This is a genomic window from Candidatus Formimonas warabiya, from assembly GCF_002777255.1.
GTDB lineage: Bacteria > Bacillota > Dehalobacteriia > Dehalobacteriales > Dehalobacteriaceae > Formimonas > Formimonas warabiya.
Genome location: NZ_CP017634.1, coordinates 2,698,658 through 2,713,298, shown reverse-complemented (window position 1 = coordinate 2,713,298; position 14,641 = coordinate 2,698,658). Strand labels below are relative to the sequence as shown.

14 protein-coding genes and 1 pseudogene are annotated in these 14,641 nt (G+C 49.0%); 10 read left to right on the top strand and 5 right to left on the bottom strand.

What is annotated here, in order from left to right; translation table 11 throughout:
* The first annotated feature begins 36 nt into the window (after positions 1–36).
* From minD to rpmA, 10 genes are all read left to right on the top strand, one after another.
* Positions 37–831 (top strand): septum site-determining protein MinD, encoded by a 795-nt coding sequence (gene minD / locus DCMF_RS12545; RefSeq protein WP_148134747.1) that lies wholly within the window; start codon positions 37–39, stop codon positions 829–831.
* A gap of 14 nt (positions 832–845) precedes the next feature.
* Positions 846–1,121, top strand: a complete 276-nt coding sequence (minE, locus tag DCMF_RS12540) for a cell division topological specificity factor MinE (RefSeq protein WP_148134746.1) — start codon at positions 846–848, stop codon at positions 1,119–1,121.
* Between the two features lie 207 nt (positions 1,122–1,328).
* Positions 1,329–2,489, top strand: coding sequence for a rod shape-determining protein RodA (rodA, locus tag DCMF_RS12535; RefSeq protein WP_148134745.1), 1,161 nt, complete (start codon positions 1,329–1,331; stop codon positions 2,487–2,489).
* A 236-nt stretch (positions 2,490–2,725) separates the two neighbouring features.
* Positions 2,726–3,277, top strand: a complete 552-nt coding sequence (locus DCMF_RS12530; RefSeq protein ID WP_148134744.1) for a murein hydrolase activator EnvC family protein — start codon at positions 2,726–2,728, stop codon at positions 3,275–3,277.
* Positions 3,278–3,323: 46 nt separating this feature from the next.
* On the top strand, positions 3,324–4,208 hold the full coding sequence (locus tag DCMF_RS12525; protein WP_148134743.1) for a site-2 protease family protein: 885 nt from the start codon (positions 3,324–3,326) through the stop codon (positions 4,206–4,208).
* Between the two features lie 122 nt (positions 4,209–4,330).
* The gene (locus DCMF_RS12520) at positions 4,331–6,199 is read left to right on the top strand and encodes a TIGR03960 family B12-binding radical SAM protein (RefSeq protein WP_148134742.1); all 1,869 of its coding nucleotides are present in this window, start codon (positions 4,331–4,333) and stop codon (positions 6,197–6,199) included.
* Complete coding sequence (locus tag DCMF_RS12515; protein WP_214659310.1) at positions 6,196–6,870, top strand: TIGR03936 family radical SAM-associated protein; 675 nt, start codon at positions 6,196–6,198, stop codon at positions 6,868–6,870. The genes DCMF_RS12520 and DCMF_RS12515 overlap by 4 nt, the downstream gene beginning before the upstream one ends.
* 94 nt (positions 6,871–6,964) lie before the next feature.
* Complete coding sequence (locus tag DCMF_RS12510; protein WP_148134740.1) at positions 6,965–8,656, top strand: Rne/Rng family ribonuclease; 1,692 nt, start codon at positions 6,965–6,967, stop codon at positions 8,654–8,656.
* A 115-nt stretch (positions 8,657–8,771) separates the two neighbouring features.
* On the top strand, positions 8,772–9,083 hold the full coding sequence (rplU, locus tag DCMF_RS12505) for a 50S ribosomal protein L21 (RefSeq protein WP_148134739.1): 312 nt from the start codon (positions 8,772–8,774) through the stop codon (positions 9,081–9,083).
* Positions 9,084–9,097: 14 nt separating this feature from the next.
* Positions 9,098–9,364: a 50S ribosomal protein L27 gene (gene rpmA / locus DCMF_RS12500; protein WP_148134738.1), complete on the top strand. Its 267-nt coding sequence runs from the start codon at positions 9,098–9,100 to the stop codon at positions 9,362–9,364.
* Positions 9,365–9,814: 450 nt separating this feature from the next.
* Here the strand turns inward: rpmA and DCMF_RS29675 are convergent.
* The 5 genes and pseudogenes from DCMF_RS29675 to DCMF_RS12475 all read right to left on the bottom strand — a co-directional run bounded on the left by DCMF_RS29675 (position 9,815) and on the right by DCMF_RS12475 (position 14,641).
* Positions 9,815–11,203 (bottom strand): annotated as a pseudogene (locus tag DCMF_RS29675) (monomethylamine:corrinoid methyltransferase).
* A 19-nt stretch (positions 11,204–11,222) separates the two neighbouring features.
* Complete coding sequence (locus DCMF_RS12490) at positions 11,223–11,864, bottom strand: corrinoid protein (protein ID WP_236860261.1); 642 nt, start codon at positions 11,862–11,864, stop codon at positions 11,223–11,225.
* Between the two features lie 29 nt (positions 11,865–11,893).
* Entirely contained in the window at positions 11,894–12,568 is a 675-nt protein-coding gene (locus tag DCMF_RS12485; protein ID WP_148134736.1) for a corrinoid protein, read from the bottom strand.
* A 42-nt stretch (positions 12,569–12,610) separates the two neighbouring features.
* The gene (locus tag DCMF_RS12480; RefSeq protein WP_148134735.1) at positions 12,611–13,684 is read right to left on the bottom strand and encodes an MtaA/CmuA family methyltransferase; all 1,074 of its coding nucleotides are present in this window, start codon (positions 13,682–13,684) and stop codon (positions 12,611–12,613) included.
* A gap of 21 nt (positions 13,685–13,705) precedes the next feature.
* Positions 13,706–14,641, bottom strand: coding sequence for a tetrahydromethanopterin S-methyltransferase subunit H family protein (locus DCMF_RS12475; protein ID WP_148134734.1), 936 nt, complete (start codon positions 14,639–14,641; stop codon positions 13,706–13,708).

Here is a 14,641-nt window from a genome sequence, read left to right as displayed (position 1 = left end):
GTGAAACAAGGACAATTTGGGAGAGGAGCATGTTGAATGGGAGAAGTATTAGTGATTACTTCCGGTAAAGGCGGCGTGGGGAAGACCACCGCGACGGCGAATATTGGCACCGGACTGGCATTGTTGGGAAAAAAGGTGGTATTGGTGGATACCGATATTGGACTAAGAAACTTAGATGTGGTGATGGGGTTAGAAAACCGCATTGTCTACGATATCGTGGATGTGGTGCATGAAAATTGCCGCATGAAACAGGCATTGATCAAAGACAAAAGGTTTGACAGCTTGTTTTTGCTGCCGGCTGCCCAGACAAAAGATAAAACGGCGGTATCGGAAGAGCAAATGAAAAAATTGTGCGCAGATCTGAAGGAAGAGTTTGATTTTGTAGTGGTAGACTGCCCGGCGGGAATTGAACAAGGGTTCAAGAATGCCATTGCCGGGGCGGAAAGCGCTGTTGTCGTATCAACTCCCGAAGTGTCGGCCGTCCGGGATGCAGACCGCATTATCGGACTTCTGGAAGCGGCAGGATTAAAAAATCCCAAGCTGGTGATCAATAGAATTAGGCCCCAGATGGTTAAAAAAGGCGATATGATGAGTATTGAAGACATGATTGACATTTTGGCCATTGATCTTTTAGGGGTGGTGCCGGATGATGAATTTATCGTTGTTTCTACCAACCGGGGCGAACCGGCTGTACTTGACAAAACCTCCCGGGCGGGCATGGCCTTTCAGAATATTACGCGGAGAATTTTAGGAGAAGAGATTCCTTTACTGAATTTGGAACCGAATACCAGTTGGTTTGAAAAAATTAAACGTTTTGTCACAAGATCGTAAAGGAGGTAGGAGAGATGAACCTTGGGGATTTTTTGAACCGGTTCTTCGGGAGAGAAAACGGGAACAGCAAAAATGTTGCGAAAGAGCGTTTGCGCTTAGTATTGGTCCATGACCGGGCGAATGTCTCTCCACAAATTGTTGAAGCACTAAAAGAAGAGCTGATTACAGTGATCAATAAGTATTTAGAAATTGATCAGACTGCTCTGGAAGTATCTTTAAATGCTGCCGATGACTCTGTTGCCCTGGTGGCAAATATTCCCATTCTGGGTATTAGGCGGCAAATGTCATAAGTTTGATTCCTTTGCATAGACGCTTTAAGCCTGTTTCAGCGCAACTCCTAACGAACTTGTGCAGTTGGGTGTTTGGGAGCAGGCTTATATTTTTATTTAGAGCTTTTTTTTCCACAAATTTCTCAGAACGAAATTACCAACTTTACCTTGTTCCGGTCTCTTATTCCCCTTATAATAAGGGAAGTTAGAGACTATGGAGGACTTTTTATGTTTCATGCCAAATTGCTGAAAAATATAGACTGGATTTTTTTGGGACTTCTCGTCACGATTATGTTAATCAGCCTCACCGTTTTAAAAAGCGCTTCGGCCAACGTATTTCAAGATCAATATTATTTTGTGAAAAAACAATTATTATGGATCTTTGTTGGGTTCTGCGTGATGGTCTTTGTGGCTGTTTTTGACTATTCTTTTTTCAAGCGCATCGGTAATTACCTCTATATTTTCAATCTGATTCTTTTAGTGTCGGTTTTTATCATGGGATATGAGGCAAAGGGGGCGCAACGGTGGATCAGTTTGGGCTTTTTTGACCTGCAGCCTTCTGAGTTTGCCAAAATTGCCATTATTGTCAGCTTTGCCTGTTTGCTGGCCAAGCGCCAGGGCTACCTGGAAAGATTTCAGGATATTATTCCTTGCTTGCTTTTTATCGGCATCCCCATGGGTTTAATCTTAAAGCAGCCGGATTTGGGTACTTCTTTGGTCTTTCTGGCAATTATGTTCGGCATGTTATGGGTGGGGGGAGCCAATCCCAAAATCATCCTGATCATGGTGGCAGGCATTTTTTTAGTGGCTGCGCTGATCTTCGGGGTACTTTTTTTTGCCACAGACGGGTTTCAAAAGCCCCCGGAAGAGCTTCCCATTCCGTTACCCTTGAAATCCTACCAGCTGATGCGTCTGATTATTTTTGTCAATCCTAATATGGACCCTTTGGGGGCCGGGTATCATGTGATTCAATCCCAGGTGGCCATAGGTTCAGGAGGTTTCTGGGGAAAGGGTTACCGGCAGGGGTCTCAAGTACAAGGAAACTTTCTCCCGGAACACCATACAGACTTTATCTTTTCTACCGTAGGCGAGGAACTGGGTTTTGTAGGCAGCTGCCTCATCCTCTTAATTTATTTTTTCCTTCTTTGGCGCATGATTCTCATTGCCAAGGATGCTCGAGACACTTTCGGCACATTAATTGTGGTGGGCGTAGCATCCATGCTGGCTTTTCAGATCCTGGTGAATGTGGGCATGACCATCGGCATTATGCCGGTAACCGGTATTCCCTTGCCCTTTCTCACCTATGGAGGAAGCGGCATGTTAACCAATATGATTTCTATGGGATTGGTTTTGAGTGTGAATCTACGTAAACAGCAGCTTCTGTTCTAAAAAAATTGACCATTAATCTTTTTCCCCGGTTCCGGTAACGGTATCGGCATGCCGAAAAAAGCCCTATCAAGGGCTTTTTTCTATTCATAAACTTCCTTCTGGACAAATATATATATTACCAAGATTTGCATGTCCAAGGGGGGTTTACAGTGCCTGTTAAAGTGAAAAAAAACTTTGGTTTCACGCCCATACCTTCCCTTCACAAAAGGTTCAAAAAAAGGTGGGTTTGGCAGCTAGTGGTTTCGTTATGGGCCTGCGCCATTATCTGGGGATTGATCGGCACCGGGAGTCCCTTGGGGGAAATGGTCCGTAATTTTGTTACCTCGGCACTTTCTCCCCAAAATGATTGGATGCCGGCGATCCAGGAAGTAATTCATCTACAGCCGGAGAATACGGGGGGCAATGAACAAATGGTCTTGCCCGTGTCCGGTATTGTGGTAAAAAATTTTGGCTGGGATGTTTCGGGAAATGATCAAAAAAAAGAATGGCACGGAGGGATAGATATTAAGGCCCAAAAGATACAGCCCGTCAAGGCTGCAGCAGCCGGCACCGTGCAGGATATCACAGGGGATGGGGGGCAAGGCTATCATATTACGATTCTCCATAATCCGGAATTAAGCAGTATTTACGGAAATCTAGGCCGGGTATTGGTGCACCAGGGCCAGCAAATTAAACAAGGGGAGCCGATCGGGGAGGCAGGTCAATCCCAGGTTTATTTTGAAATCCGGGTAAAGGGTACCCCGGTTGACCCTTTAAACTATTTGCGCAGTAACAGGAATGGTATTTAAGGCTTTTCATGGTCCGGAAAAACTGTTTAAATGAGTGTGGCTGAATATGAGAATAGGGCGTGTCCGAGGGATTGAGCTTAAAGTATCTAATTATTTACTGGCATTACTCCTTGTTTATTACTTTGTGGGCCTGTTGGATAAAGCATTAATGGTTTTCGCCGTCGTCCTGATCCATGAAATCGGCCATGTAGGACTGGCCCTTTTTTGGGGAATCGGTGTCGAGTCCGTTGAGCTGTTTCCCTTTGGTGCAGTGGCCCGCATGAAACAGGCTCATCTTTATAGCTTAAATAAGGAAATAGCCATTGCTGCCCTGGGACCTTTGATCAATTTTATTTTAGGGGCTTTTTTTTGGTTGGCCCTGCACTTTCAGCTGGGAAATGGGGATGTCTTTTACTTCCTGATCCAAGTGACGGTATTAATGGGGCTTTTTAATCTCATCCCTGTTTGGCCCTTTGATGGGGGGAGAATATGCCGGGCCATTTTAGCGCGATGGACCGGCTTTTTTTATGCAGCCAGGCTGGTTTCTACCTTAGGCCAGTTTTGTGCGGCCCTTTTTTTCCTTTTCGGCACCTGGGCAGTCTTCCAGTCCTGGTCCAATTTTCACTGGTGGTTGATTGCCGGATATTTATATTACGTGGCCAGACAGGAAAAAAAATGGGCCTTTTTAAGTTTTATGCGTTATCTCACCCGAAAAGATAAGGAAATCGACCGGGAAGGGCATTTACCGGCGGTGGTGGTGGTGGCTATGTCCCGGGTCAGATTAAGACAGATCATCGAAAAGCTGGTGCCCCATCAATATTATTTAATTGGTGTCCTGGATGATGAAGGCAAGCTCCTGGGGTTTATTACAGAAAAAACGGTGATTCGGGAAGCGTTAAAAGGAGGTATGCACATCACCCTAGAGGAAGTTTTAAACAAGACCGGAAACTGAGGAGGAATTTTCTCCCTTTCTGTTGAAAATTATTAAAAATAATTTGAATTGTCTTATCGGATAGTAAATCGATAAAAACGTGCCATACTATGAAGAGGATTAAGGAATGTTCGGAGGAAAAAATGCAGACATTGATCGAAGAAAAGATACTGCCCAAGGTAACTAAACCCAGCCAGTATATGGGGGATGAGTGGAATATCGTCAAAAAGGACTGGGAAGCATGCACGGTAAAATCGGCTTTTCTCTTCCCTGATCTCTATGAGGTGGGCATGTCCCATCTGGGCCTGCGCCTGTTGTATCATGTGGTAAACCAGCGCCAGGAATTTTTAATGGAGAGAGCTTTTGCGCCTATGGTGGATATGGAAGAGCTGATGCGGACCCATCATGTTCCCTTGTTCAGCCTGGAATCATACCGGCCCCTTCATACCTTTGATGTGTTGGGTTTTACCCTCCAGTATGAAATGAGCTACACCAATATTCTTAATATGCTGGATCTGTCCGGGATCCCTCTGAAAACAAAAGACCGGGGAAACCAGTACCCCCTGGTGATGGCAGGGGGGCCCTGTGCCTATAACCCGGAACCTTTGGCGGATTTTATGGATTTTTTTGTTTTGGGTGAAGGGGAAGAAGTGATTCTGGAGATCATGGACCTGATCAAAAAGACCAAAAGGGAAGGGGAACCTTTTGATAAGAGAATTTTTTTGAAAAATGCCGCCCAAATTAAAGGGGTTTATGTACCGGAATTTTACCGGCCCCAGTTTGATGCCAATGGGATCCTGAGGGAGGTTCAACCGGTGGAAGATGATGTGCCGGCCCTGGTGTACAAACGGGTCTTAAACAATTTCTCCGAGGCGGAATTCCCCCCCAAGACCTTAGTCCCCTACACAGAGACCATTCATGACCGGGTGATGCTGGAGGTTTTACGGGGCTGTTCGCGGGGCTGCCGTTTCTGCCAGGCGGGCGTGGTTTACCGGCCGGTCCGGGAACGAAACATGAACAAATTATTAGCCCAGGCGGAGGCTTTAGTGGGGGCCACCGGGTATGACGAAATTGCCCTAACTTCTTTGAGTTCAGCAGATTATACCTGCATTGAACCGTTGATTAAAGAGTTGATTGCCAGATTCAGAGAAAAAGGCATCGGGGTTTCCCTGCCTTCCCTGAGAGTAGATGCTTTTTCCGTGAACCTGGCCCGGGAGGTCCAGCAGGTAAGGAAAAGCGGGCTCACCTTTGCCCCTGAAGCGGGCACCCAGCGTTTACGGGATGTGATCAATAAAGGGGTTACAGAAGAAAATATCCTGGAAACTGCAGCGGCCGCTTTTTCCCAGGGATGGACTTCCCTGAAGCTTTATTTTATGATCGGGCTGCCTACGGAAACCTTTGAAGACCTGGACGGGATTGTGGACCTGGCCGGAAAAATATTATCTGTGGGCCGGAAAGCGAAACCGGCAGGGATCAGGAAACCGATCAAGATTACCGTCAGTGTTTCCTCCTTTGTCCCTAAAGCCCATACGGCTTTTCAGTGGGAGGGACAACAAGCGAGAAATGTGCTCAAGGAGAAGCAGCAATATTTAAAAGAAAAAATCCGTACCATGAAGAATGTTACTTTAAATTATCACGACGTGGAAGTCAGTTTTTTAGAGGCGGCTTTTGCCCGGGGGGACAGGCGGCTGGGTCCTGTTTTAGAGCAAGCCTGGCGCTTGGGGTGCAAATTTGACGGCTGGTCGGAGCATTTTAACTATCCTGCTTGGCTCCAGGCCTTTACGTCCTGCGGCCTTGATCCGGAGTTTTTTGCCAACCGCCGGTTCGATTTTGAGGAAATATTGCCTTGGGACCATCTGTCCAGCGGCGTCTCCAAGGCATGGTTAATAAAGGAGTACCGGTTGGCCCTTGCAGGCGAGAAAACACCGGACTGCCGGACGAATTCCTGCCATGGTTGCGGGGTATGCCCCCAGCTGGACATCAAGCCGGAAATCATGGAGGAGAAGTCATGATACTGCTGCGCTCTTGCTTTGAAGTGACAGGAAGGATCAGATTCCTGTCCCATTTGGATTTGTTAAAGGTTTTGGAAAGGGCCCTGAGAAGAGCCGATCTTCCTGTTGCCTTTTCCCAAGGATTTAATCCCCATCCCAAAATAGCCTTCGGCTCTGCCCGGGCGGTAGGCCTGGCAAGTGAATGTGAATACTTCGACGTAGAATTGGACCGGTATGTACCTCCCGCCGATTTTCGGCAGCGCCTTCAGGAACAATGCCCATGCGGTCTTGTGATCAAGGAAACGAGGGAAATCTCCCCCGCATCGCCTCCTTTAATGGCTGTGATTAATTGTGCTTCTTACCGGGTGATGGTCCAATCTCCCTTCCCTTTTACCCAGGAAGAATTGGATCAAAAAATGGATCGTTTATTTGACAAAAAAGAAATCGTCGTGGAGAGAGTTTCTCCCAAGGGAAGGAAAACCTATGACATCCGGCCCGGGATCTTCTCTCTCACCGCCCAGGCTCTTCCGGAAGGGGCCCTGTTTCATATGGATGTAGCCGTGGGAAACGAAGGAAACGTCAGGCCGGGAGAAGTGATTACCGCTTTAGCTTTAGAGGGGGAAATGGGGGCTATTACCCGGACCGGGTTATTTATCAGAAATGTCGGGGGAGAAAAGGTGGCACCCTGGTGATTTCCGGTTTGGAGCATCTTCTTTCAGGTAATTTGGTCCTGAAAACGGTCAACCGTACCCGGGACCTGAAATAAGTTTCTAGGATGTGTTTCGCGTGTATAAAGAGATACTAATCAAAATGGACCCCGAAGAAACGGCAGTGGCTGTGGTAGAAGACCAACAACTGGTGGAGATTTATTTGGAAAGGTCCAGCAACCAGCGCTTGGCTGGAAATATCTTCAAGGGGATTGTGGAAAATGTCTTGCCTGGCATGCAGGCCGCCTTTGTGGATATTGGACTGGAAAAAAACAGTTTTCTCTATGTGGAGGAGGCGGTCCCTCAGCGGGTGGGGGAGGATGATGCGGACGGCGAACCGAGGCACTATTCCATTGGAGAAGTGCTCAAAGAAGGACAGGAGATTTTAGTCCAAATTGCCAAAGAGCCCATTGGCACAAAGGGAGCAAGAGTGACCACCCATTTGACTTTGCCGGGCCGGTATGTGGTGCTGATGCCTACCGTTGATTATGTGGGGATCTCCCGGCGCATCGAGTCCGAGCCGGAACGAAAGAGGCTGAAGGCGCTGGCGGAACAGGTGAAACCTGAGGGGATGGGACTGATTGTACGCACGGTGGCGGAAGGAATGTCCCAGGAGGAACTGGCCGCCGATATCAAAATGCTGGCGAAGCTGTGGAAAAAGGTGCAGAGCAAAGCCCTGCGCAGCTCCGCCCCCCAGTTGATCCATAAGGATCTGGAGCTGTTGCAGCGCATTGTCCGCGACACCTTAGCGGAAAATGTGGACCGGGTGCTGGTCAATTCCAAAGAAGGGTACGAGAAGATACAGGAAATTTTGGATGTGACGGCGCCTACCCTGAAAAACCGGGTCATGATCAAAGATGTGAAGGATATCTTTTTCGTTTACGATATCCCGGCGCAAATGGAAAAGGCCTTAAAACGCAAGGTTTGGTTAAAATCAGGGGGATATTTGATTGTGGACCAGATGGAAGCCCTCACCGCCATCGATGTCAATACAGGCAAATTTGTCGGCACCACCAATCTTTCCGATACGGTGCTCAAAACCAATCTGGAGGCCACGGTGGAAATTGCCCGGCAGCTCAGGGTGAGGAATATCGGAGGCATTATTATTATTGATTTTATCGACATGGATATTCCCCAGCATAAAGCTTTGGTGCTGCAGGCCCTGGAAAACGAGCTCAAAAAGGACAAAACCAAAACCAATATCCTGGGGTTTACCCAGTTAGGCCTGTTAGAAATGACCAGGAAAAAGGTGGGTCAGGGATTAACCCATGTTTTGCAGAAGGATTGTCCCTTTTGCGAAGGAAAGGGGAAAGTGCTTTCTGAGGAAAGTGTCAGTCTTTCCGCCAAAAAAGAGATTCTCTCCGTGAGTGAATACTCGGGTGCCCCCGCCATTCTGGTGGAGGCGAATCCGGCCGTGGCGGCTTACCTGATCGGCTCAGGGGGACACAATTTGCGCATCCTGGAACAGCGCACAGGCAAACGGATTGTCATTAAAGGCGTGGCAGGGATGCGCATGGAAGAAACCTTAATTCGGCCCGCTTACGACCTGGAAGAAATGGAAAAACAGGCCGTTCCGGTGGAAATAGGCCAAAAGATTAAAGTGAAAGTGGAAGAACCCCATGCCGGGCATAATTTTGACGGTATTGCCCGGGTGGAAGGGTTCGTCATCGATATTGAAGGCGGCAGCGCCCTTCTGGGTCAGGAGGTCTGGGTGGAGATCACCCGGATCTACCGTACCTATGCCAAGGCTGTCGTGGTATCCGCACCTTGACAAAAACAGGCTGCCGTGCTAAAATCAGTGTGTTGCGTTTTAAAACCGCATCTGTCAGGTTTAAGTGCCGTTGAGGCCACCAAAACGGGGCGAGTATTTGACGAGGAGGTGCAACATGTACGCGATTATTGAAACAGGAGGAAAACAGTACAAAGTAGCGGAAGGGGATGTGCTGCGGGTGGAAAAACTCCCCGTAGAGACAGAACAGACCGTGGAGATTGACAAGGTGCTTGCCGTAAGCAAGGACGGCGCTTTGACTGTGGGGACTCCTTTAGTTTCCGGTGCCAAGGTGGTTTTAAAAGTTCTGGAACAAGGCAAAGGCAAAAAGATTGTGGTGTTCCATTACAAAGCGAAAAAGAATATCCGGAAAAAACAGGGGCATCGCCAGCCCTTTACAAAAGTACAGGTAGAAAAAATTGAAGCCTAAGGAGGTGGGATGTTATGGCGCACAAAAAAGCCGGTGGTAGTTCAAGGAATGGTCGCGACAGTGCCGCGCAGCGATTGGGACTCAAACGTCATGACGGTCAGTTTGTCACCGCAGGCAGCATTCTGGTCCGCCAAAGGGGTACAAAGTTCCACCCGGGTGTGAATGTAGGCTTGGGCAAGGATGATACCTTATTTGCGACGATAGATGGTTATGTGAAGTTTGAACGGAAGAGTCAAACCAAAAAACAGGTCAGTGTTTATGGGGAGACTGCTGCAGTATAACTAAGTGAAAATGGAATGATAAAAGGTTGCTGATAAAGTCGGCAGCCTTTTTTGTTTTTCCCGTTGTATAAGGAGCTCAAAGAGAGAAACACTTACTTCCAGACACCCAACGTCACCCTAGACCTTCGTGGAGCAGAAACGGACTCCCATTCGGCCTCCAGCGGGCACACGGCAAATTCGACATCCATGTCTCAGTTGCCGACGCACTGCGTCCTGCAGTGCGACCCGCTGTCGACCTCATGCTCGTCTCGTTCTGCTTGCCACTTGGTCTGAAGGGTTCCTTATGGGTATCAGAAAGTAAGGGAGACTTTTTGATCAAAGGGATTGGGCTTTTTTGCTAAAAAAAGTAACCCCGGTATTCACCTGGGTTCATTAATTTTAATTCCAACCGACCAGGATTCCCATGGGGAATCCTGATCATGGATGCGGGAGACACCTTGGTTGGAAAATTTATTTTGTCCAGTAGGTCAAGCCCAAACCGGTCAGTATCTTAACTGCTTCATCGTATACATCCAGGTATTCCTGGGTGGGAACTAAACTTACCACATCGTAACATTCTTGATATGGCTTGCCTTTAGGAGCGGTTTTGTATTCTTTTTCATATAAGGCAATCAGTTTATTGAGAATCTCGTTGACTTTTTCTGTTTCCATGCCGGCTACAGCCCGGGCTGCCTCTGCCATCATTCTGGCTTCCATACCGGTGGTGTAGTTGGTGGCAACCCCTTTCGCGGCAGCAACACCGGAGACAATTTCCCGGCCACTGGCGGTGTCGGTAATAGCCTGGGCCGCTGTTTCCAGCAGGCACATGACCGTACAGGGGCCGGCCATGGTATAGTATTGGTTGCCCAGCATTAAGTGGGTATTGGCCTCGATGGCCATGGCACAGTGGCCGGCCACTGCCAGAGCCTCTCTGGCGGTGGTGATGCCCCAGCGCACATGGACAGGACCGTCTAAATGCCAGGTAGCCTGCGTCATCACAAAAGAATTAATGGTGGTAGCCACGTCCACGATGGTCGTTTCCTCAAGGCCGCCGGCGTAGCCCCCGTAAATGGGCATCTGTTCGCACATGATGATGTTCCCGGCCAGTACATAATGGGCGGTGAAAGCCAATGCACCTACATCGATTTTCAGCTCATTTAACTGGGACACTTCATGGCTGTCAGATGGCCGCATCCCGCCGGGAAAATCGGCCGCGATCACCCCGGCGGCAGAAAGGGAGGTTTCATTCCCCTACAATCCCATGCCGGATCGGCCGGCTCTGAGCTGGGCAGCCCGCACCAGGATCGCTTCGGACTTCACGGCGGCGATTTCCCAAGGGCTGCCCGGAACCGGGTCATGACCGTTGATCGTTTGCAGGACCCCGTCTACGATGGTACCGACCAGGGGCTCCTGGGCATAGGACTGATGAATCCCCAAAAAATGTTCTTCTGAGCAGGGAGCTCCGGTAGGGCCTCCCTGAATGATGGGAGGGCGGGGATCATGGTAACTGCGGCAGGCCAGTTCCACAGCGTCCTTTCCTTCCCCGATCATGACCTTGGATGGTGCGGCGTCAAGGGAAGCCAGCACTTCTTCTTCGGTATACTTGATAATGCGGCCGGTATCCATGCAGTATACCCCGCATTCCACCAGCATCTCCAGTCCGGCTTGAAAGAGATGACGAATGAGTTCCTGATCCGTAGGAACAATCACTTGTTTATCCATTTTAATGCCGTATTTCTGTTTCAGCTTCGCGGCTGTTTGGGGGATCACCTTGGTATCCCATTCCTTTTCCTCAAGTTTCGGGCCGGTTTTGGCCCGGTCATAAATGTCAAAAACAGTGACCTTTTTTGGCAAAGCCATTTTTCTCACTCCTTTCTGATTAAGCCAATAAAGCTTTTGCCTTTTCAATGGCCTCGGAAGCGTTTTCCGCATATCCGTCGGCGCCGATCTTTGCCACCCATTCCGGAGAGACCGGGGCGCCCCCGAACAAACACTTAAATTTATGACGAATGCCTTCTTCTTCCAGAGCTTTAATGATTTCGCGCTGGGCCGGCATGGTGGTAGTCATTAAAGCCGATCCGCTGATAATGTCTACCTCCAATTCCTTGGCTTTTCTAATCACCTCATCCACGGGCACATCCCGTCCCAAATCAATTACTTCGAAGCCGCTGGCCGCCAGCATGGTTTTGACAATGTTTTTGCCTACGTCATGAATGTCCCCTTGCACGGTATGAATGAGAACCTTGCCCCGGGAGGCCTGCTTTTTCAGATCTTCCGGCAGAACTGAGGTCAGAATCTTTACCGCTTCCTCAAAGGCCTCGGCGGCAAGGAGGATTTGGGGAACAAAGATTTCTCCCTCGTCAAATAGGTTGCTGATGGTCTGCATTCCCTTGGACAGGCCTTCATTGATCGCCATAATGGGATCAATGCCAGCCGTGATCGCCTCATTTGCCGCTTCCACGGCCAGATCGCTGTCAAATTCTTCAATGGATTGTTGGAGCTTCGCCAATATTTCACTCACGGTCCCTACCTCCTCTATTTATGTGGATATTATGATGCCGCACAGATATCCTTCAATGACGAAATCATATTAATGGCTTCTTGAAGGGCGTTGCTGGCGTCCTTGGCATAGCCGTCCGCACCCCATTTATCGGCAATATCTTCCGTGACAGGGGCACCGCCGATCATGATCTTTACCTTAGGGTTTCTTTCTTTGATTTTTGTGATCACTTCTTTCATGCCCACCATGGTGGTGGTCATCATGGCAGAAAGGCAAACCAGTTCCGAATCTGTTTTTAATTGCTCTTCCAGGAATTTGTCCAGGGGGACATCCCGGCCTAAATCGTGCACTTCGAAGCCGGCGACGTCGAACATCATTTTCACAATATTTTTGCCGATGTCATGGACATCGCCCTGGACTACACCCATCACGACCTGTCCTTTGATGCCTTTCTCCCGGTTTGTCATATGGGGCTTGAGAATATTTAGCCCGGCATAGAGGGCGTCGGCACACATGAGCATTTCCGGCACAAAATATTCCTGCTCTTCATAAAGCCGGCCTACTTCCTGCATGCCGGGCACAAGCCCTTCAAAAACGGTTTTGTAAGCATCCATGCCCAGATCTAAAGCTTGTTGGGACACTTCGGCCACTAAATCCTCATCGAAATTTACCACGCCATCTTTCAGCAGTTCCAGTATTTCACGCTCTTTTTCCGGGGTCAGCATAATTTTTGCCTCCTTTGTTTTTGTCTGTAGTCCAATTTTCTTTTATGACGCCATCTCTTTTTCTTTTTTGCGGGTCCAAAGCTCGGCGCCGAACTTTTCCACCGTTTCCGTCATTGCTTTCAGGTTTGCCAGGGGGGCGGTGGGCCAGATGTCACACCCGGGCCAAACCCCGTCTACGCCGCCTTCTAAGCTTTTCAGTACCGACTTCTTCACATCTTCCCCGGTGCCGTTGGCTAAAACATCATAAGCATCGACCGCGCCAAAGATCAGGGTGCCGGAACCGATTTCCGCCCGGGTTTTCACCAGGTCGTTCTTTTCTTCCAGGCTTAAGGCATCGTATCCGCATTCGTTCATAATATGGACAATGGTATTGGTGCTGCCGCAGATATGGAGGATTTTGGCATAATCAATACCGGCGGCCACCTTTTGCAAATAGGGCTGGATCAAAGTTTTAAAGATTCGGGGACTGAGCACGTCGGTGGTGGCGCCCATTTCCCGGATGCAAATGTAGTCCACACCGGCTTGCCGGTAAATATTGGCCAGCTTGATGATCACAGCAGCCATTTTATCCAGTAAGGCGCCCACCTGCTTCGGCTTTTTAAAGGAGAGCTTAAACAAATCGTTTAAATCCATGATCTGACCCGCCAAAGTAAAGGGCCCTAAGAGATAGGAGCCAATGGCTACTTTGTCGCCGATATCTTCTTTGAGATATTTCACGGCTTGGCAAATCACGGGGACCCGGCCCAAGCTTTCCAGATTTTCCGGGATAGTGACCAGATCCATTTCGTCCGGCTGGTGGACAATTTTTTCTTTTACCGTGGGATAGAGGATTTGGGCTACTTCATCATAAGGATTCATTGCACAGCCCAGGACCTCGGCTTCCACACAGAGGTCAAAAGGGACGACGGCGCATTCGTAATTGAATAATTTATACGAGGTAGCGGCGACATCAGCCATTTTCTTGGCATCGCTATGCAGGTCCTGGAACCGGTAGCCAAAGTGCTCCAGGCCGGCGGTGGTAATGTTACCCATGCCGCTGAAGCAGGCGACCCGGTCCACCGGCTCTCCGGCCAGTAAGTTTAAAACCCGTTCTTTTGGTGTTAATGTTGATGACATGGCATTTTTCCTCCTTGTTGATTAAGATAATTTAGCGGCGAAATCCCCAAAAAACTTAAACAGGGGGTGTTGGGGATGGGTGGGTAATTTTCCTGTTTCCTCATAGGCTAGGGTAGCCAGCATCAGAGCTGCGGAGACCATGGCCGGAAAGGCCTTCGGCGCTGCCACAATGGGGCCGTAAAAGAGAAAATCGCTCCACAAAACGGTGGAAATGGCCTGGGCGGAAAAATTCATGGCGGAAAAACCGTCGGCACCCCACATTTCCCGGGCTTCTTTCCACATGTAGGTACCGTTGGAAGCAGCCACTCCGGCGGGCAGGCCGGTTTCTTGCTTGATCAGCTTGCAGGCCAGGGCAGAGAAGGAGATGGCGGGCAGGTTCATCACGGAAGTGTCTACCAGCACAGTGGGGAAGGTATCCTCCCCAATGGCTGCCATCATTTTTTTCAGGGAATAGACTCTTCCCGCCGGCGTCTGATTTCCTTCATCAAAAACCTGGACCACCACGTTTTTAATGCCGAGCTCTTTCAGCTGGGCGACCTGACCGGGAATATCCTTATCCCAGGGCGTAATGCTGTTGTACAGGACCTTGTCCTGCAGGCCCAGTTCGGCGACATAATGAATGGCCTCCAGCCGGGCCTTTTCCACCCACATATCGATGCCGAAAGGCCTGCTGCTTACAGAAAGATAAAAGTCAATATAGGATTTCATTTCATCGGCAGAAGTGGCTACCATAGCCACGAGGGCGGGAATGCCCGTTTGGTCCGAGAGCTCTTCCTGCTTTAAGAGATAATCCCGGGCTTTATTCCGGTCGAACTTGCGCTCTTTTCTGCTTTCCAGAATCCGGTCCCCGTTATGAAACATGGAGGCAATCATCAAAGGGGGATTTTCTCCGGGCTGCCCCCCGACGAGAATATTTTCTATCCGGCAAATTTTTTGATCCTTGGTTAATGTAAACAT